Origin of the sequence: Kosakonia sp. MUSA4 (genome assembly GCF_013085925.1) — a bacterium.
GTDB lineage: Bacteria > Pseudomonadota > Gammaproteobacteria > Enterobacterales > Enterobacteriaceae > Kosakonia > Kosakonia sacchari_B.
In genome coordinates this window covers 4,411,575-4,430,088 of sequence record NZ_CP025697.1, presented here as the reverse complement: position 1 = coordinate 4,430,088, position 18,514 = coordinate 4,411,575, and the positions used below count along the sequence as shown (strand labels likewise).

Here is an 18,514-nt window from a genome sequence, read left to right as displayed (position 1 = left end):
GAGGTATGCGCGGTCCGCATCAACAATCCGACTTCCTGACACTGCGCCCGGAGCGCCCTCCGGGCATTCTGTCTTAGCGCGGAATAATATTTTCCGCTTTCAGGCGATCGAACAGTGCGGTGAACGCATCCAGCGTGCTGCGATAGCCGGTAAAGCCCGCTTTGCGGCTTTTGCTCATATCGGCGAACGCTTCCATTGGACGACCCAAATCGGCGTCGGTATGCCACCAGGAGGCAAGTTTGCTGATATCCGCCTCGCGCAAATGGTGCTTCGCCGCAATCTCTGTCCACGCCGCTTGCGCATCCTGCATTCTTCCTTCCAGCGGTTGCATGCTTTCCGGGTAGGGCGCAGCTTCAATGGCAAAATAAGCAGCCAGCCGTGGCCAGAGCCAGTTCCAGCGGAAAACATCGCCGTTGACGGCGTTAAAGTCTTTATTTGCCGCATTTTCGCTTTGCGCCGCCCAGCTCAGTTGTTCAGCCAGCAGGCCTGCATCCGTCACGTCCGACACGCCGTTCCACTGTTCCGGCGAGCCGGGGAAGATAAACGGCCAGCCTTTTTCCCGGCAAAGCGTGGCGTAAACCGCCAGCGTCAACCCCATATTCATGGCATTGCCGACGGCATAGCCAATGATGCTGTGCGGGCGATGAACACTCCAGCGATAGCCATATTTTTGCGCCCCGGCGAACACTTCATCCTCCTGGGCATAATAGAAATTCTCCACCTCCTGGCGGCCCTGTTCCTCGCGAAACGGCGTGACCGGAACATTGCCCTTGCCATAGGCCTCGAACGGGCCAAGGTAGTGCTTCATGCCGGTGACCAGCGCCACGTGTTTCCCGGCCAGCCGTTCACCCAGCGCTTCAATAACATTTTTCACCATTGCGCCATTGACGCGAATATTGGCTTTTTCGTTTTCCTGGCGCGCCCAGACACTGAAAAACAGCGCATCCGGTTGCTGCGTTTGCAGCGCCGCAACCACGGCTGCCGCGTCGGTCAGATCCGCTGTCAGGCTGGTGCAACCAGCGGGGACAGCGCCGCGCCCGCGTGACAATCCGGAAACCTGCCACCCTTCGCCGAGCAGTTGTTCGGCCAGAGCGCGGCCAATAACGCCGCTGATGCCGACAATTAATGCTTTCTTCTGCATATGCATGTTCTCCTCTATAGTGATGAGTACAGACTAATGAAGAATTTATTTCTTATCTCTGGTATTAATTCACGCTATTACTGACCTGAATTCACGAATCCATGCGCGACCAACGTCTTAAAGATATCATCCCCTTTGTCGCCTGCGTCGAAGCAGGAAGCTTTACCGCCGCCGCCGAACGGCTGCATCTGACGGGGTCGGCAATCAGTAAAAGCGTCGCTCGTCTGGAGGCCCGGCTGGGTTCGCGGCTGCTGGAGCGCACCACCCGGCGTCTGGAGTTAACCGACGCCGGGCAGGCTTATTACCAGACTTGCCTGCGCATTCTGGACGATCTGGCGGAAGCCGAATCGGTGCTGGCGGCGCACCGCACCATCCCTTCCGGCCGTTTGCGGCTGGCGGTACCGAACACTTATGGACGGCTGGGCGTGATGCCACTGCTGATCCCTTTTTGCCAGCAACATCCGGAGATTGAACTCAGCCTGACCTTTTCCGATCGCTTCGTCGATCTGTTTGAAGAGGGAATCGACGTTGCCGTGCGTATTGGCCAAACCTCTGAACTGCCCGCCTCGCTGGGTTGCCGGCACATTGGGCGCGAAAAGATGGTGTTTTGCGCATCGCCCGATTACCTGCAACGTGAAGGTACGCCGCAGGATGAGGCGCAACTGTTGCGACATAAAGCGATCCTGTACGAGCGGGTCGATGGCAGCAGCAAACCCTGGATCTTCACCACCGCCGATGGTTACCCGGAGTGGCGCACGGTGCCCTGGCGCATGGCGTTGGGTGATGTCGATGCGCAAGTACAGGCAATTTGTGCCGGGCTGGGCGTCGGTCAGTTGCCCACCTGGCTGGTGCATACGCAATTGCAGCGCGGCGAACTGGTGGCGATTTTGCCCCAGCATCAACCGGAAGGGCTGGCGCTGACTCTGGTGTGGCCGCGACGCAAACAGCTATTACCGAAGGTGGATGCCTTGCTTGCAGTATTGAGCCTGCTGGATATTGCGCCGTCATGAGTTCTGCATGCGCTTGACCAATGACAAGGCGGGCAACCCGTCGCGCTCTTTATAATCTGCCGGTGTCCATTCTTACTGGTGTGAATCCATGGCTTACCAACTCAACCTGAACTGGCCGGAATTTCTTGAAAAATACTGGCAAAAGAAACCTGTCGTTCTGAAGCGCGCCTTTCCGGACTTCGTTGACCCGATCACGCCTGATGAACTGGCTGGTCTGGCGATGGAACCGGAAATCGACAGCCGCATTGTCAGTCACAAAAATGGGCAATGGCAGGCGTGGCATGGCCCTTTCGAGGCGTTTGATCATCTGGGCGAAACCGACTGGTCGCTGCTGGCGCAGGCGGTAAACCACTGGCACGCGCCGTCCGCCGAACTGGTGAAGCCGTTTCGCGTATTGCCGGAGTGGCGTTTTGACGATCTGATGATCTCTTATTCCGTACCGGGCGGCGGCGTTGGGCCGCATATCGACCAGTACGATGTGTTTATTATTCAGGGGATGGGCAGCCGCCGCTGGCGCGTGGGCGATAAGCTGCCGATGCGTCAGTTCTGCCCGCATCCGGCGCTGTTGCACGTCGATCCTTTCGAACCGATCATTGATGAAGATCTGGAGCCGGGCGATATCCTCTACATTCCGCCTGGATTCCCGCACGATGGTTTCACTCACGAAACGGCGTTCAACTACTCGATCGGTTTTCGTGGGCCGAACGGTCGCGATCTGATCAGCAGCTTTGCCGACTACGCGCTGGAAAACGATCTCGGTAACGAGCACTACAGCGATCCGGATTTAACCTGTCGTGAACATCCGGGACGGGTGGAAGAGTATGAACTCGAGCGCCTGCGCGGCATGATGATCGACATGATCAACGATCCGGTACATTTCAAGCAGTGGTTTGGCAGCTTTATTACCACGCCGCGCCACGAACTGGATGTATCGCCGGAGCCGGACGACTACAGCGGCGAAGAGATTGTTGCGGCGTTGCAGGAAGGGCAGGTACTGACTCGCCTGAGCGGGCTGCGCGTGCTGCACATCGGCGACAGCTTCTTTGTGAACAGCGAATGCCTGGAAACGACCGAGCCGCAGGCCGCCGACGCGCTGTGCCGTTATACGGTGATCGGGCAGAAAGAACTGGGTAACGCGCTGGACAACCCGGACTTTGCCGAAGAGTTGGCCTGGCTGGTAAATCAGGGCTACTGGTTCTTCGACGAATAAGCTCCGCCCTCCGCGCCGCGCAATGCCGCGGAGGGTTTCCTGTCAGGCGCTTTCGCCGGAGCAGACCAGATGGTCGTTCTTGATGTGGTACATCTCCAGATCTTCACGCAGGAAAAAGGCCATCTCCTTTGCGCGACAGATTTCCCCTAAAAACAAATAGCTGCCCGCAGTCAGCTATTTACAGTGCATGATCTGGCGACGATAAAACGCCGGTCATCATCAATCCAGGTTTTCTCATCGGCAGGTGCAGTAATGCTGCCGAAGTTCATCTCCGCGCGCAGTTTCCAGCTCGGCGGAATATTCCATGTCTCGCGCACGTCCTGATCGATCAGCGGGTTGTAGTGTTGCAGGTTCGCGCCAATGCTTTTCTCTGTCAGCGCCAGCCAGACAGCATACTGGGCAATACCGCTGCTCTGTTCTGACCAGATCGGGAAGTTATCCGCATAGGCGATGTACTGGCGTTGCAGCGCGGTCACCACTTCCTGATCTTCAAAAAACAACACCGAACCGGCAGCGGCGGTAAAGCCGTCGAGTTTGTCGGAAGTGGCGTGAAAACTTTCTGCCGGGATCACTTTACGCAACTGTTCGCGCACCAGCCCCCAGAAGCGATCGTGCTCTTTGCCTAACAGGATCAGCGCGCGCGAACTTTGTGAATTGAACGCCGATGGCGCGTGGCGAATCGCCTCTTTAATGGTATCGATCACCGTCTCTTCGGCGACCGGCAGATCTTTGCCCAGCGTATAAATGGTGCGCCGTGCTTTAGCCAGCGCCAGAAAATCTTCCGCCGTGACGGTGGCAGTCCAGGGAGCGCGCTCCGTTTCCGGCAACGTCGGCGGCGTGGTGGTCTGCGGCACGCTCTCTGTGCGGGCGAGCGTAGACTGCAAAATTTTCTGAAACGGATCCATGAGTCACTGTTCCTGTTGTGAGCGGCAAAGGGAAAAATATCAGGTTATCAGAGCACAGGATCTCATCCATTGATGCAGCAAATAGATGGAATAAAGCGCGGTATTTGTCGGTAAAAAACGCCTCGTGCGGAATCCGTTCACCGATAACGTCATTAAACCTGCAGATGGCAGGGGAAAGATTTTCACGTAAATAATGAAATAAGCGCAATAATCCTGAGGATGAATCGATTAATGGTGTGGTTTAATTTATAGAATAAATCAAAAAGGCTATTTTAGATCGATGCCATCAATAATTGGTTGTAAAATAACCCATTGCTTTATATGATCTTTTTTTAAGATTTCAGACAATCCGTATGGATCATTTTCATTTTATTCTCTATTTTAAATAATAAGCCTAAAGTATTTTCCGCACGGGTCGATGAATATAGTTTGCTACCCGCCAGGCATTGAGGAAAAAAATGAACGCTGAATCGCACTGCCACGGTCTTACGCCGGGTCTGGCTCCGCTTGCGGAGCAAAACGCCTTGATCCCACCGTTCGTGAAAACCATTGCCGTGCGCCTGAGCTGGGCCTGTTCGCTGGAGGAAGCAGACGTCTATCGCCAACTCTCTGCGCCCTGGCATCACGGCGTGGTGACGGAAGAGGATAAACAGCAGCTGCTGGTTCATTTTCCTTTTATGGCCCCTCTGCATGCGCCCGCCTCGGTGGCGGATTACACCATTATGCTGGTGAGCCTGTGGCTGAATATCGAAGAGATGTACCACCGGGGCACGTTATTACCGGAAGAATTATTGCAGGGGCTGATAAAAAAATCGGCAACCTCGCAGGCGCAAGATTGCCGTCATAATCATGATTCCGCCGCAGCTTCAGCGCCGCGTCGTTAGCATTACGCCATCGCGTTATAGTCGACCAGGTAGCGCTCCATATAGCGCGCGATCGCGTTACGCAGAATTTCATATTTCTTCCGCATCGGATCGCTGCGATGAAATATCAACACCACTTTACGTTTCGGTTCCGGGCTGACACAGCGGATATAACGAATATTTTCGTTACTCCCTTGCTGGGTGGAAAGCAGCGGGAAGAATGATACACCGCGATTAAACGCCACGCCGCGCCGCAGGGTTTCCAGGTGCATCGCCACAAAACGTGAATCTGGCTCCAACTCAAACTGATAGCAGTAGCGCAGCACCTGGCTGTGCAAACAGTTACCGTCATCAATCATCAGAATCTTATTATTTTTCAAATGCCCCATATCGATTTCGTTCATGCGCGAGTAGGGGTGTTGATGACTGACGCCCAGTACCAGCGGTTCGTCGAACAGCGGCAGTTCAACGTATTTACTGGTGTCTTTATTGGAGGTCATGATTGCGCATTTGATGGTGTCGGACTCCAGCATATGCAGCAACTGGTTGGTCTGCGCTTCGTGGATCTCCAGCTCAATTTCCGGGAAATTCTCGCGACAAACGGCATTCAGATGGGAAAAAATATAGGGTGCCAGCGTCGGAATAATGCCGACATCCAGCGTCTGCATCAGGCTCTGATAGTGGCTGCTGCTGGCCATATTTTTCAGCGCTTCAATCTCCCGCAGCACCACCTGGGTTTGCTCAACCAGCCGCAACCCGGTTTGCGTAAAGCGGATCTTGCGCGTCGTACGTTCCAGCAGTTGTAAACCGAGTTCGTTTTCCAGTTTACGCAACTGAGCGCTTAACGTCGGTTGGCTGACGTTGCAGGCTTCAGCGGCGCGCTGAAAATGTCGGTGCTTCGCCAGCGCGACAAGATACTCAAGATTACGGATGTTCATTATGGTCCCCGGGGCGCAAATTTCCGCGTCGTTGAGAGCCCACCTGTAGCAACGTGCTGTGTAAATGACTTCTTATTATTTTCAACTCTGTCATCAGGTTTCCCCCTCATGCCTGTACATGAGATTTGATGGTTTTTATTATTGCTTTCACTTTCAGCGGCATCCTGCCCGACTCCGGCGCATTCCCGCGCCGGATATTGCGTGTAATACCACTAATGCGTCTTTAACGAAGCCGCAAATAACGACAACATATGTAATGCGGACAAATAATAACCTTCACCCGAACGCAAAGACGTTTCCATTTGTGGATAGTCGCCCATGGTTAAATCACGCACCGCCAGAATGCCGCCAGACATCGGATAACTTGCCCGTTCGTTGTCTGAGACATCCACCCACGCGGGCGTGTCATTGCGAGTGTAGCCCGCCCAAAAATGGCGAAAATTCTCCATCGAATGCTGCTGCGCATCGCTGAGGCTTAAATAAAGCGGAATGCGAATCGCATCGTAACTGAATCTTGCCGGCCAGTTCGCGGCAGGCATGACTTCACCACTATTCTTAACAAAAATCCAGTCGCTGGGCAGTTGGCTCTTACCAAAACGGGCTTTAGTGAGTAATTCGAGGCTCGATTTCTTCAGTTTTAACCAAATATTGTTATGCCGTTGCCGCCAGAAACTCTCCCAGGCAGGAAAGACAAAATAGGACGGGTTGATAATATACCCGTCGTCTTTGGTAAACCCAGTGAGGCCCGGCAGGAGTAATGTCCGGGAATCCTGTTCAATCACCAGGCAGTTGATAATTGCATCCTGGATATTTTCCGAGGCGGTGAGATAACTCTCATCGTGCCATTTATTGCCAGCCAGTAATAACGCCCAGGCGATCAATGTGTCGCCGTCGCTGGCGTTATTATCGTCCGTCACTTTGCGTTCGTGCGGATCGTAGCGCCAGGCAAACAGCCACAGCGACGGACGTAATAAGGTGTTGCGCGTCCAGCGCCACACTTTTTCAAATGTGGCGGGATCGTCGTTAACGACGGCCAGTAACATGCCATATCCCTGACCTTCCGAATGGCTGATATCGCCATTTTCATGGTCGATAATGCGGCCATCCTGACTCAGGTAGTTCTGTTTAAACAGCCCCCAGTTGCTGTCCTGACAGCGGGCTGAAAAAGCGGTCATAGCCAGCGACAATAGCAGGCACGGCATGAGCCAGGTGGTTCTTAACATGAGACATCCTGTGGTGAAAATAGGGCAGTTACCGGCTCAGTCGTTATACCGCTTCGGCGATGCGTTCAACGGCGTCAGCCACGGGTTTTAACGTCAATTCATGCTGCAACCACTGGCGGAATGCCGGGCCGGTCGCGCCGTGACGTAAGCCGTACTCCACAAAGGCTTTCATATAGCCAATCTTGTCGCCGCAGTCGTGAGATTTGCCGGTCAGGGCGTAAGCCTCCACCGGCGCGTTCTCCAGCAGCATGGCGATGGCATCGGTCAACTGGATCTCGCCGCCTGCGCCGATCGGCGTTTTACGCAGCAGCGGCCAAATTGCTTTCGACAGCACATAGCGGCCAACTACCGCCATGTCGGACGGCGCTTCGTCAACGGCCGGTTTTTCCACCATGCCTTTTACCAGACCAAAACCACCCGCCGGGAGGTTCATGCCGCCGCAATCCACCACGCCGTAGCGGGAAACATCTTCGTGGTTAACGGTTTCAATCATTAACTGGCTGGCGCCCGTCGTGGTGAAGCGATCGATCATCGCAGCCAGGTTATCCTGCGACAGATCGCAATGGCTGTCGTCGATCAACACATCCGGCAGCACCACCACGAAGTCGTTATCGCCAATCAGCGGTTCTGCGCACAGCACCGCATGGCCCAGACCTTTCGAGTGGCCCTGGCGCACATGCATAATGTTCATGCCCGCCGGGCAGATAGTACGCACCTCTTCCAGCAGCTGATTTTTCACGCGCGATTCCAGCAGCGACTCCAGCTCAAAGGAGGTATCGAAATGGTTTTCGATGGCGTTTTTGGACGAGTGCGTCACCAGTACGATTTCCCGGATCCCACAGGCGTAGCACTCCTGCACGATATACTGAATAAGCGGCTTATCCACGATCGGTAACATCTCTTTCGGGATAGCCTTAGTTGCCGGAAGCATACGCGTACCGAGCCCCGCCACTGGGATTACAGCCTTTAACATAATTGTTTCCTGTTATTTATTTTGCTGTTTAAAAATCAACACACAACGCTGTTGATGATGCCACCCGATTCATTTACGCCTGGAACCTGGTAGTTAATAAAATCATCACCGCCTTGCGCCTTCACTTTATAAAGGGCGGTATCAGCGGCTTTTAAAATAGAGGAAAAATTCGGCCCGTGTTCCGGATAACTGGCAACACCAATACTCACCGATAATTCCACGGTTTGTTGCAGGTAATGCAAATACATCGGTTGGCGCGTGGCTTCGACAATTAATTGCAGCACGCCGCGACCGGCCGGTTCGTCAACGCCATCAATATAGGTGAGGGCGAATTCGTCACCGCCGAGCCGGCCGAGCAGTGTGGTGCGGGAAATACACTGTTTTACCCGGCTGATAAAGCAGCGCAGCACTTCATCGCCTGCCGCATGCCCCAGATCGTCGTTAATATTTTTAAAGTTATCGAGATCCAGTATCGCCACCACAATCTGCGCGCCGCGCGCGTTAGCGGCACGGATTTTTTTGCGGCTGCGAATATAGTAACCCTGGCGATTCAGGGTTTTGGTTAATGCATCATTGTGCGCGCGAAAATGTAATTTCTCGCGGATCGCCATATGCCGGGTAATATCAAATCCCAGCAGGATAAAGGCAAATATTTCACCCTTTTCATCGCGCCGCGGCATTAAGCGGGTATCAAGCCAAAGCATCTCGCCGTTTTTTTTCGGCTGCGATATTTCGCCCTGCCAGTTATCGCCGGTTTTTTTCGCCATACCAATCGCCATCGCCAGTGAAATAGCCACCGTTTCATCCGTCGACGGGAACAATACTTTGCCCAGCACCTCATCACGACTGAAACCCGTTAATTGATAGAAAAACGGGCTGGCGTGAATAAGCTGGCCGGAGGTATCGAGAACCAGCGAAACAAAGGCATTATCCTCCATATAATTAACTGCTTCGATTTCAAGTTTCCTGCCTGAAACCATGATTTCATTAAACATGATGGTCACCTGATCGTTGATATAGGGTGGATATGCCTTTGCGACGTCATTCGTTAATGGCGTAACGGAAAATCAGCACGTCTTCGGTGGCGTTATCCTTCCAGCGCACCGGCACCTGATTGCCCGCGCCCTGGGACACCAGCCACTGCGAATACGCGCCTTCCAGCACATAGGCGCTGGCGCGACGCCAGCCCGCTTCGTCACGGTATTCCGGTGCATGCGGCCACGCGCAGTGCAGCAGGATCAGTTCACGCTGGGCGGGCGCCATTTTGACAAAGCCCCAGTTGAACAGCTCCAGCACCCGGTTAATGCTCGCTTCCAGCTCGTTCACCGTGGAGGCGCCATCGATGGGATACCACTGGGCCATCATCTGGCCGATACGTCTCAGGGCATCGGGATCTTTATCACCCCGGCCTTCGGTGTATTCGTTAAAAAACAGATACACCAGGTCATGCCAGCCAGCCTGATAATTGCGTTGTAAATAAGTGTCCTGATTGCTAAACATCATCTATCCCACGGGTTATTTGTCTTGATCGACGTAATATTTGAAATACACCAACGCCTTGCCTTCGTTATAACTGCCGAAGGTGTCGTACCCTAAGTTCGCACCGAGAGCCAGGTTGTCGCTGAGGTGGTAACGCGCATCCACACCCAGCGTATAGCCAATGCCGTTTTTCGACGTGGCTTTGTAGACAGCGTCCACATCGTCATCGTCGCTGGCGTAACTGTTTAATTGCGATTGCAGGCTGCTGTGGCCCGGGAAGTAATCGCTCTTATCCTGCTTATAAGATTGATAACCCACCGCGCCATTGAGCGTCAGATCCCAGTCGTTAATGTGGCGCGTCAGCGTCACCGGCAGCGATACCGCCATAAAATCTTGCGGGCTGAAGTAACCGCCCTGGCCGAGGGTGTAGTAGCTCAGGTTGCGGTCAAAGTTCATATAGTTGACGTTCACCCCCACTTTCAGCTCGCTGTTGCTGGTTTTCCAGGGCCGCAGATAGCTGCCTGCCTGTGCGGTGACCGCGTGGTTGGTCGGCACGTTTGTCCCCACGTAGGTATCGAAACCCAGGCGGGTATAAAGACCGATCAGGTCGTTATCCCAGGCGTACTGCGCCGAAACGCCGTTACGGGTGATGCCGCCCCAGCTTTCGCCGGTGCTCTTATCCTTCACCCCAACATATGACAGCAGGCTGTCGGTGACGGCGCGGCGTTCTGCTTTCAGGTTCAGCGAACTGTTCTGCGTCAGTTTCGGGTTCCACTCCACGCCGCCCACCAGCCGGGTGAACTCGCCACCGGTCGGTGTGCTGCCGACATCCAGTTTGTAGCTGTCGCCGCTCAGGCTGAGGCTTGCCGCCACACCGTTTGCCTGCTGCGACCCCTGGCTGGAGGCATTGGTCGAGGTGGTCGTTGTGCTGGTGCTGGCCGCCGCTTCCGCCAGTTTCTCCGCATGTTCCAGCGCCCCGGAACCGAAGCGGTTCGCCGCCTCACCGGACATCTCGCCAGCGTTAAGCGCTGTTGGCGTGACGTTCAGGCTCAGGCGCGTGCTGTCGCCCACCGCGCCCGAGAGGATCAGCGGCGCCTGTACTTCATCCAGCGCGCCAAGACCCGATTCGCCATTACGGCTACGCAATGAAATACCGCCGCTGGTCCAGGTGGCGCTCTTTTCTTGCAGATCGCGCATCATGGTGTTGATACCGCTCATTGCCGTGAGCTGCGCCTGGCGCGTTGGCGACGGCAGCGACATCACCGAACTCAGTTCATCACTATCGTCATCACCGCCCTGTTGCAGACGCCACTGGGCAGTGCGCAGCAACGACATCGCGCGCTGGTTTTCACCGTTGGCCGCTGCCACGCGCGCGGCCAGCAGCATATAATCGGCATCCTGGCTCGGCTCCAGCCCGGCAAAGGTTCGCCGCGCTTCGTCGTTATCGCCGCGGGCCAGCGCCATATTCACCATTCCGGTCAGCGCCTGTTTATCTCGTGGCGACTTACGCAGCACGTACTGATAGATTTCCGTGGCTTTGTCATCCATATGATCGGCCTGGTAGACGCGCGCCACGGCCAGCAGCAGATCGGTATTGGTCGGATTGTTTTGCAGTTCCGGCATCAACAGCGACCAGGCTTTGCCGATTTGCCCCTTTTCCCGCAGACGATCGGCGCGAACGATCAAGCCGCCTAAGCGGATCGCGCTCATCTCCTGCTCGCTGGCACCGTTTTGCAGGGCGGGCGCGTTGAGGATGCTTTCGGCTTCGGCAAACTGCCCGGCCTGGTTCAGGACGCGGATCTGCCCGGCATAATCCACTACCGATCCGTGTAACCCCTGCGCCTGGTTATCGCGTACCAGTTGCAGCGCGCCAGCGCTGTCGCCGCTCTGCATCAGTAACTCAGCAAGACGGCCCGCATCGACCGGCGATTGCGGCGGATTACGTTGCAACGCCAGTAACGAATTGCGCGCCGCTGTCGCATTGCCCAGTCGCAGATAGTTGCGGGCAATATCCAGTTGTTGATTGATTTGCACGCGCGTGTTCAGTGCACTCATATCGGCGCTGTAACTGCTGCGCGGTACGCGGGCGAGCAGGCTTTGCGCGCGCGACCAGTCGCTCTCTTCGGCGGCATAGACCGCAGCGGCATACAGCGCTTCTTTGTTGCTGCTGTCGCGTTGCGCCACGCCAGACATCAACGCCGAGGCCTGCTGTTTCTGGCCCGCTTTGCGCAGTGCGCGGGCGTAATCGAGTTGCAGCCAGACATTGCGCGGGTATTTGCCGGAGGCGTTTTGCAGGATCTGCATCGCCCGTGAGCTGTTCCCGGCCTGCAATGCGGCCTGCGCGGCTTTGCGTTCGTTGTCGCCGTTATCGCCCACGGCGGCGTAACGGGTACGCAGATTGGCGGGCAGGGTTTGCAGCATGGCGTCTGCTTCTGCCTGTTTATTCTGCTGTTTCAGCACCCACCATAAACCGGTACGGATATCGGTATTCTGTGGACGCTGCGCCAGCAACTGGCGGTATACCTCTTCGGATTGCGACAGCTTGCCCTGACGCCGCAGGATATCGGCCCGCAGCATGCTCGCCGCCTGCTGCTGGTTTTCATCGCTGCTGTCACCGCTTTGCAAACTTGCCAGCGCCTGGTCGTAGCTGCCTTTCTGGCTCAGGCTACGGGCCTGGCCCAGCGCGGCGTAGAAACGGGCGTTATCGGCATCTTTTATCCACTGCGCGCTGTTCTGGTTGCTGGCATCTTCTTGCGCCGCGCGACGCAGGAATTTCTCGGCATCGGCAAAGTTGTTCTGCCGCAGCGCGACATAGCCCATCCCGGCCAGCGCGTTGCCATTATTGGCGCGGGTTTGCAGCGCTTCGGAGAAGCGATCTTTGGCGTTGCCGAGATCGCCGCCGTTCAATGCATCAAAGCCCGCTTTCGTGGCATCGCCTTCCACGCTTTTACGGTAGTGATCCATCGGCGCGCTGTCTTCCGGATGGCGCTGTGCCCAGGCGGTATACGCTGGCAGATCGCTGGCTTTGGCATCCAGCCATAGCAGCGCCTGCTGCAAGGCTTTGTCGGCGCTTTTATCATCGGCAGCCAGCGTGCTGAGCAGGGCGATCCCTTCCCGGCGCGTGGATTCCTGATAAGTGAGTGCCATCGCTAGCGCCTTTTTCGTGGGTTCATCGTCCGGCATCACGCTGGCACGCTGACGCATGGCGGCGACCGCCTCGCCCCAACTGGCGCTGTCACCGGCCATGGTCTGGTAATACTCCAGCGCCACGTCATCCGGCGGCGGATTGCCGTTAAACAGCGCACGCCAGGCGGCAATGGACTCTTTAATCTGCCCACGGCTCGCCAGCTGGCGCGCCGCGTTGAGTTTATCCTGCGGGATATTGCGCAGGGTGTTGGCGCTGGTCAGCGCGCTCAGACGCGGATCCTGCGGCGAGATATCGGCGATTTTTTTGCGCCACACTTCCGATTGCTGCACGTTGCCTTGTTGCAGTTGATAGAGCGCCATCAGATACATGGCGTCGATATTCTTATCATCCGCAGCCAGCACTTTTTGCAGCGCATCGATGGCCATATCGTCGTGCGCTTTGCTGTGCCAGTAGCTGGCCTGCGCCAGCAGTTTTTTCACTGCGGCCGCATTCGCGCTGGCGTCAGCGGTATCGGCAGCGACGGCAGGATGGCTGGCGCCCACCAGGCACAGCAGGTAAAAAGCCTGCGTCAGTTGTTTACGCGTCTTCATTGTTTCGTCTTATCCTGCAGGCGTTGTTGGGCGTGGCGCTGAAGTAGGTTGAACAGCATCGGGCCGGAAACCGCAGCAATCAGGCAGGCAAGGGCGACCAGCCAGAAAATATGCTCGCTGGCGAACCACAAAATTTTCATATAACCGGGCAGGTTGCCGCTGGTGAACTGCTCGCCTACCCGCCAGCTTTTGATCTCCCCGGCACTGTTGACGGCGGTGAAATCACCCCCGGCGGCGGAGAGAAAGGCCGGTTTGTTCATGTCTTCCGTCAGTTGCGCCAGCTGGTGGTTGTCGGTTGCTGTCGCGACCACCACCACGCGCTGCGCGTTCCACGGCGAGCGCATGCTCAGCAGGCCGCGCCACTGATTGTTGTCGCTGAGGTACTCAGCCGCATCCATATCCGTGCGCGGCTGGTCGCCGCGCAGCAGCGATAACACGCGGCTTACGGCACTGGCGGTTTTCACTTCCAGCGTATTTTCGTTCAACGCAAAGGCGCTGTTTTGCAGCAGCGGATTCAGCATCTCGCCGTTGCTCAGGCTGCCAATCGCCAGCACATCGCTGTCGGCCAACTGCTGTTGCGCCTCTTCCTGAGCGGGCAGGCCGGTATAGAGGTGCAGATAGTTGGCGGTAACGCCCGTGTCGCGCCCGGATTGCGCCATCAGGTTGAGCAGTACGGTGGCGTCATCAACCGTGGGATGCGCAGACATCAGCACTGTGGTTTGCGCGAGGTCAGCCTGGCGCGTGAACGGGAACATCGCGCCGCTGAACCACGCCAGGTTCGGCAACTTGCCAAAGTGCCAGGCGCGGCTGAAATCGAGGGTTGAATCACCGTCAATCCGACTCTGGATGTTCTCATCCGCCATGGCGTTGCAGGGGGCGTTTTTCTGCGCTTTCAGCCCGAACCAGAAACCGAGTTGATTGCTGCCGAGAATGGCGCGCGGATCGATGTTGACCACCGCGCTCTGCTGGCGCTGCGATAAACCGAGCATCGACAGCACCGGCGCCAGCATCCCCTCTTTGCTGACCGGCAGACGTTTCAGGAACTCGCCGTTCAGGCTGACGTTGAGGAAGGAGTCCTGATCGTCAATCCAGTTTTTCTGCGCAAAGCTGTAGTTGAGGTGCAGCGGTACGGAGGAGCCATCCCACAGGAACAGATCCGGCGCGGTACGAAACGGCAGACGATTCTCGCCGTGCCAGACGCCGTGGGCAATCAGCGCGCCTTCATCCGTCAGCAGCGAGCGCACGGCAACCGGGTGTTCAGTGTTGATCCAGCGCGGCGCATCATAGGCGGCTCGCTGGGGGATTTTCAGCGTCGGCACATCCAGCGTGTCGCTGTCCGGCAGCGCCGGTAATGTCAGACGCCACGCCGCCTGGCGTAGCTGCATTTCGTTGTGGCCGCTGATGATCAGCAGTTTCCAGGCCGGGTTTTGCGGGTTATCAATCACCTGCAACGCCGCGCCGTTGGTTTCCGGCAGGGTGACGCCGCCAATGGTCTGGCCCGGTTTGCCAATCAGAATGCCGTTGCCGACGGGCAGGGCATCGTACTGCACGTCAAAGCGGCTGGGTTTGCCGTTGCTTAATGCGCCAAACTGCGAGGCGACAATCGCTGACGCGGTCAGCACATCCGCATCCGGCGTCGCCGGGTAAGCAATGCTGATCGCCTGATCTTTGGTCTGTTTGATGTCGACGAAGGGGCGCGGGAATGTGCCCAGCGTTTTGCGGACGTTCAGCCACAATCCCTGATAGTTCAGCGACGATTCCGGTTGTAACGTCACTTTATAATCGGCGGGCAGCGGGCGCTGGCAGCTCCAGACATTATTAATAATGTCGTCGCCGGTTTTCAGCTGGAAACTGAGGTTGTTGCTGGAGGCGACCATCGAGGCCGGGACATCCAGTTGCCAGTAGCCTTTATCCTGCTGCAACTGATCGAGCGGGATCGATCCCAGCGGCTGACCATTCAGCATCAGTTGCAGGTTTTCGCCGCTGACATCGCTGCGGTTGACCTGCACATTCAGGCTGATGTGTGCGTCAGTGATCACCAGATCGCCCGGCAGGTTGAACGACACGCCGTTTTGCAACTGCTGGCCGGAGAGCGTCAGCCCGCCGGTTGCCCCCATATCGCCAAAGCTCAGGGTGCTGGCGATATTCTGGTTGCTGGTATTCGCCACAGCCATCTGCTGCGGTTGCGCAGGCGTTGTTCCTTGCAGCGAAAGCGGTGTCGGCAGTGTTGGCGGCGCGTCGTTATCGCTTGAAAGCGCAAACGCCGGGGTATTCACCGAACAGGCAAGCAGGGTGGCAAGTGCGATAGGCTTACAACGCATTGTTAACCTCTTCCTGCTTTTTCGCGACGACCTTCATCTGGCTGTTAAAACCGCCCGCCATTTTTTTGCGGCCGAAAAACAGCTCAAACACGCACTGCAAAATCCCCAGAAAGGAAGCGAGTGGGCGATCCGGCGCATGCGGCGGACGATACCAGGCATCGGCGCGGGACAGCACCACGCGTACCAGCTTGCGGCGTTCGCTCAGCGGCAGCGTGTCAAACTCCAGACGAATATCGCCGACGCCGGTGCCCGCTGAGAGAATAGGCACATGGGCAATCTCACCGCCCAGACCCAGTTCGATATGGACCGGGGTTTTGCTGCTCAGATCTTCCCCTTTCACCAGCGCCACGCGCGCGCCGCCCATCGAGATATCAAAGGTGCGGGTCTGCATTTGCGAGCCGTCGGAAAAGAGCACGGTCACCGGCAGGCGGGCGTAAATACGGATGGTTTTGCGGATCTGCTTGGTCTCTTTCGCCACGGCAATCGAGGCCAGCAAAATGATGGTACTGAAAGTGCCCCACGCGATATTGAACAGAATGACGCGCGGGTCGATCCCGGCGTAGTCGTGCATAAAGTAGCGCACGCCTACCCAGATCATGCTGCCGACCATCAGCAGCGTGGTGATGATCAGCGGGCGCACGGTGTGCGCGTCGAAGTAGTCGCGGTCCGTCAGATCGCCTTTGTCGGTTACGTTGAATTTCCCCAGCCGCGGTGAAATCAGGCTCAGCAGCGTCGGCAGGATCAGGTGGAATGCCATCACCGTTTCGTAGATTTCGCCCCAGAACGCATAACGATAACGCCCGGTGATGCGCGAGTTCACCATCGTGGAGAGCACCAGGTGCGGCAGCACGTAGGCGAAAATCAGCGTCGCAGATGACGAGATAATGTTGAGGTTGAACAACATAAACACCAGCGGCGAGGTGAGGAACACCACGCGCGGCAGGCCATACTGGAAGTGCAGCATCGCATTGAGATAACAAATGCGCTGGGTCAGCTTCAGGCCGCGCCCGAGCAGCGGGTTATCAATACGGAAAATCTGCGTCATGCCGCGCGCCCAGCGAATACGCTGGTTCACATGCAGCGCCAGCCGTTCGGTTGCCAGCCCGGCCGCCAGAGGAATATCAAGGAATGCCGTGTTCCAGCCGCGACGCTGTAATTTCAGCGCGGTGTGGGCATCTTCGGTCACCGTTTCTACCGCGAAACCGCCCACTTCATTCAACGCGCTGCGACGGATCACCGCGCAGGAGCCGCAGAAGAAGGTGGCATTCCAGTTGTCATTCCCTTGTTGTACCGGGCCGTAGAACAGCGCGCCTTCGTGCGGAACGCGTTTTGCTGCCGTCAGGTTGCGTTCAAACGGATCGAGTGAGTAGAAGTGGTGCGGCGTCTGGATTAGCGCCAGTTTTTCATCGCGGAAAAACTCGCCGACGGTGGCCTGCAAAAAGACGCGGGTGGCAACGTGGTCGCAGTCGAACACGCAAATCAGCTCACCCTGGGTGAGGGTCATGGCGTGGTTCAGGTTGCCCGCCTTCGCGTGGCTGTTATCCGGGCGGATGATGTAATGGACGCCCGCTTCGGCGGCGAAATCGCGGAATTCATCGCGTTTGCCATCGTCAAGAATATAGACTTTGACTTTGTCCTGCGGATATTCAATACACTGCGCCGCCAGCACGGTATCGCGCACGACATCGAGGCTTTCATTATATGACGGCACATAAATATCGACCGTCGGCCAGGTCGATTTATCCGGCGGTAATGGCGCAATAGGGCGTTCTAATGGCCAGGCCATTTGAATATAACCGAGCAACAGAATCGTCCACGAATATATTTCTGCCGCGAACAGCAAGCTGCCGAGCAGCATTTCCAGTGTTGAATCGAAATGCAATGTTGTGGTGGCGCGCCACCAGATATAGCGCGTGGACATCAGTACCGAGAGTGTCAGCATCGCTAACACTGCTTTTTTTCCTTTCACCCGCCCAAGAATTAATACGGCAGCCATCACGCTCAGGCCAAAGAGGTATTGTTTATCGCTGTTCATCGGTGTGATGACCACCAGCAGCGATAATAAAAGTAGTACCAGCGTGAAAATAAATCTGATGATTTTTTTCATGTTTATAATCTTGCACAGAATAGAATAAAGGCAGACCGGCACAAAACTGTTCCGGTGACCTGTTAAAATTCACAACCTGGCCGACTCACCTTTGTTGCGCGAAAAATAGCGCCATTATTGGCTGGCAGGACGATGATAAATCGTGCTTTATTATTGCCACACGGCGATTTCACCCGTTGGCATTTATTTACCAATGACCGTAAATAACATATCCAGACGAACAGGATTGCGTTCGCGAATTTCAACTTCAGCCGGGCGACTGATGGCCGCAACGCTGTCCAGAATACCGCCAGCCGGTGTCGCGAAAGCTTCCGGCGCGGCAACGGGTACCGGTTTGCTTTTCGGCCAGGAGAGGGTGTTAGCCGGAATGCCCGCCGGAGCGCTGACATGGCTGGTATCCTTACGGTTTGCTGCCGGGTTGACGGCAACCGTCGGTTCCTGTACTTCATTGCTGATGCCGGGTGCTACTGCTGTTGTGGTTACTGCTTGCATTGTTTCACCATCTTCAGTCATTTCCTGGAAAGAAACACCGGACATTTTCAGTTTTTCAGCCAAAGAACCTAAATCATCGTACATAGTGTTTGCCTGACCCCGATGTGTTGAATA

General features: G+C 56.2%; 14 protein-coding genes. 3 read left to right on the top strand and 11 right to left on the bottom strand.

Annotated features, from left to right (window positions below; translation table 11 throughout):
- Positions 1 to 73: 73 nt before the first annotated feature.
- Positions 74 to 1,141, bottom strand: a complete 1,068-nt coding sequence (locus C0557_RS20860; RefSeq protein ID WP_208660699.1) for an SDR family oxidoreductase — start codon at positions 1,139 to 1,141, stop codon at positions 74 to 76.
- A gap of 101 nt (positions 1,142 to 1,242) precedes the next feature.
- Between C0557_RS20860 and C0557_RS20855 the strand changes: the two genes are divergently transcribed.
- Complete coding sequence (locus C0557_RS20855; protein WP_208660697.1) at positions 1,243 to 2,151, top strand: LysR family transcriptional regulator; 909 nt, start codon at positions 1,243 to 1,245, stop codon at positions 2,149 to 2,151.
- Between the two features lie 88 nt (positions 2,152 to 2,239).
- Positions 2,240 to 3,361, top strand: a complete 1,122-nt coding sequence (locus tag C0557_RS20850; RefSeq protein ID WP_208660696.1) for a cupin domain-containing protein — start codon at positions 2,240 to 2,242, stop codon at positions 3,359 to 3,361.
- A 170-nt stretch (positions 3,362 to 3,531) separates the two neighbouring features.
- Here the strand turns inward: C0557_RS20850 and C0557_RS20845 are convergent, their stop codons facing one another.
- On the bottom strand, positions 3,532 to 4,266 hold the full coding sequence (locus C0557_RS20845) for a nitroreductase family protein (protein WP_253073754.1): 735 nt from the start codon (positions 4,264 to 4,266) through the stop codon (positions 3,532 to 3,534).
- 458 nt (positions 4,267 to 4,724) lie between these two features.
- On the opposite strand from C0557_RS20845, the gene C0557_RS20840 reads away from it, so the two are divergent.
- A complete protein-coding gene (locus C0557_RS20840; protein ID WP_074772976.1) occupies positions 4,725 to 5,150 on the top strand; it encodes a hypothetical protein in 426 nt (141 codons plus the stop codon).
- Positions 5,151 to 5,152: 2 nt separating this feature from the next.
- Here the strand turns inward: C0557_RS20840 and oxyR are convergent, their stop codons facing one another.
- From oxyR to C0557_RS20795, 9 genes are all read right to left on the bottom strand, one after another.
- Positions 5,153 to 6,067 carry a DNA-binding transcriptional regulator OxyR gene (gene oxyR / locus C0557_RS20835; protein WP_208660694.1) on the bottom strand — a complete coding sequence of 305 codons (915 nt, stop codon included), beginning with the start codon at positions 6,065 to 6,067 and terminating at the stop codon, positions 5,153 to 5,155.
- Between the two features lie 212 nt (positions 6,068 to 6,279).
- The gene (locus C0557_RS20830) at positions 6,280 to 7,290 is read right to left on the bottom strand and encodes a glycosyl hydrolase family 8 (RefSeq protein WP_208660692.1); all 1,011 of its coding nucleotides are present in this window, start codon (positions 7,288 to 7,290) and stop codon (positions 6,280 to 6,282) included.
- Positions 7,291 to 7,333: 43 nt separating this feature from the next.
- Complete coding sequence (gene galU, locus C0557_RS20825) at positions 7,334 to 8,263, bottom strand: UTP--glucose-1-phosphate uridylyltransferase GalU (RefSeq protein ID WP_208660691.1); 930 nt, start codon at positions 8,261 to 8,263, stop codon at positions 7,334 to 7,336.
- A 35-nt stretch (positions 8,264 to 8,298) separates the two neighbouring features.
- The gene (locus C0557_RS20820; RefSeq protein WP_208660689.1) at positions 8,299 to 9,258 is read right to left on the bottom strand and encodes a sensor domain-containing diguanylate cyclase; all 960 of its coding nucleotides are present in this window, start codon (positions 9,256 to 9,258) and stop codon (positions 8,299 to 8,301) included.
- A gap of 46 nt (positions 9,259 to 9,304) precedes the next feature.
- Positions 9,305 to 9,766 carry a cellulose biosynthesis protein BcsD gene (gene bcsD / locus C0557_RS20815; protein ID WP_074772988.1) on the bottom strand — a complete coding sequence of 154 codons (462 nt, stop codon included), beginning with the start codon at positions 9,764 to 9,766 and terminating at the stop codon, positions 9,305 to 9,307.
- Between the two features lie 12 nt (positions 9,767 to 9,778).
- Positions 9,779 to 13,480, bottom strand: a complete 3,702-nt coding sequence (locus C0557_RS20810) for a cellulose biosynthesis protein BcsC (RefSeq protein WP_208660686.1) — start codon at positions 13,478 to 13,480, stop codon at positions 9,779 to 9,781.
- Positions 13,477 to 15,801, bottom strand: coding sequence for a cellulose biosynthesis cyclic di-GMP-binding regulatory protein BcsB (bcsB, locus tag C0557_RS20805; RefSeq protein WP_208660684.1), 2,325 nt, complete (start codon positions 15,799 to 15,801; stop codon positions 13,477 to 13,479). Before bcsB ends, C0557_RS20810 begins: the two co-directional genes overlap by 4 nt.
- Entirely contained in the window at positions 15,791 to 17,908 is a 2,118-nt protein-coding gene (gene bcsA, locus C0557_RS20800; protein ID WP_074774105.1) for a UDP-forming cellulose synthase catalytic subunit, read from the bottom strand. Before bcsA ends, bcsB begins: the two co-directional genes overlap by 11 nt.
- Before the next feature lie 183 nt (positions 17,909 to 18,091).
- Positions 18,092 to 18,484 carry a hypothetical protein gene (locus C0557_RS20795; protein ID WP_208660682.1) on the bottom strand — a complete coding sequence of 131 codons (393 nt, stop codon included), beginning with the start codon at positions 18,482 to 18,484 and terminating at the stop codon, positions 18,092 to 18,094.
- Between the last annotated feature and the right edge of the window lie 30 nt (positions 18,485 to 18,514).

Excerpts from the sequence above, each read along its gene's own strand:
- C0557_RS20820 (WP_208660689.1), bottom strand. The coding sequence starts at position 9,258 with ATGTTTAATGAAATCATGGTTTCAGGCAGGAAACTTGAAATCGAAGCA.
- C0557_RS20850 (WP_208660696.1), top strand. The coding sequence starts at position 2,240 with ATGGCTTACCAACTCAACCTGAACTGGCCGGAATTTCTTGAAAAATAC.
- bcsA (WP_074774105.1), bottom strand. The coding sequence starts at position 17,908 with ATGAAAAAAATCATCAGATTTATTTTCACGCTGGTACTACTTTTATTA.
- C0557_RS20845 (WP_253073754.1), bottom strand. The coding sequence starts at position 4,266 with ATGGATCCGTTTCAGAAAATTTTGCAGTCTACGCTCGCCCGCACAGAG.
- bcsB (WP_208660684.1), bottom strand. The coding sequence starts at position 15,801 with ATGCGTTGTAAGCCTATCGCACTTGCCACCCTGCTTGCCTGTTCGGTG.
- C0557_RS20810 (WP_208660686.1), bottom strand. The coding sequence starts at position 13,480 with ATGAAGACGCGTAAACAACTGACGCAGGCTTTTTACCTGCTGTGCCTG.
- oxyR (WP_208660694.1), bottom strand. The coding sequence starts at position 6,067 with ATGAACATCCGTAATCTTGAGTATCTTGTCGCGCTGGCGAAGCACCGA.
- C0557_RS20830 (WP_208660692.1), bottom strand. The coding sequence starts at position 7,290 with ATGTTAAGAACCACCTGGCTCATGCCGTGCCTGCTATTGTCGCTGGCT.
- C0557_RS20840 (WP_074772976.1), top strand. The coding sequence starts at position 4,725 with ATGAACGCTGAATCGCACTGCCACGGTCTTACGCCGGGTCTGGCTCCG.
- C0557_RS20855 (WP_208660697.1), top strand. The coding sequence starts at position 1,243 with ATGCGCGACCAACGTCTTAAAGATATCATCCCCTTTGTCGCCTGCGTC.
- galU (WP_208660691.1), bottom strand. The coding sequence starts at position 8,263 with ATGTTAAAGGCTGTAATCCCAGTGGCGGGGCTCGGTACGCGTATGCTT.
- C0557_RS20795 (WP_208660682.1), bottom strand. The coding sequence starts at position 18,484 with ATGTACGATGATTTAGGTTCTTTGGCTGAAAAACTGAAAATGTCCGGT.
- bcsD (WP_074772988.1), bottom strand. The coding sequence starts at position 9,766 with ATGATGTTTAGCAATCAGGACACTTATTTACAACGCAATTATCAGGCT.
- C0557_RS20860 (WP_208660699.1), bottom strand. The coding sequence starts at position 1,141 with ATGCAGAAGAAAGCATTAATTGTCGGCATCAGCGGCGTTATTGGCCGC.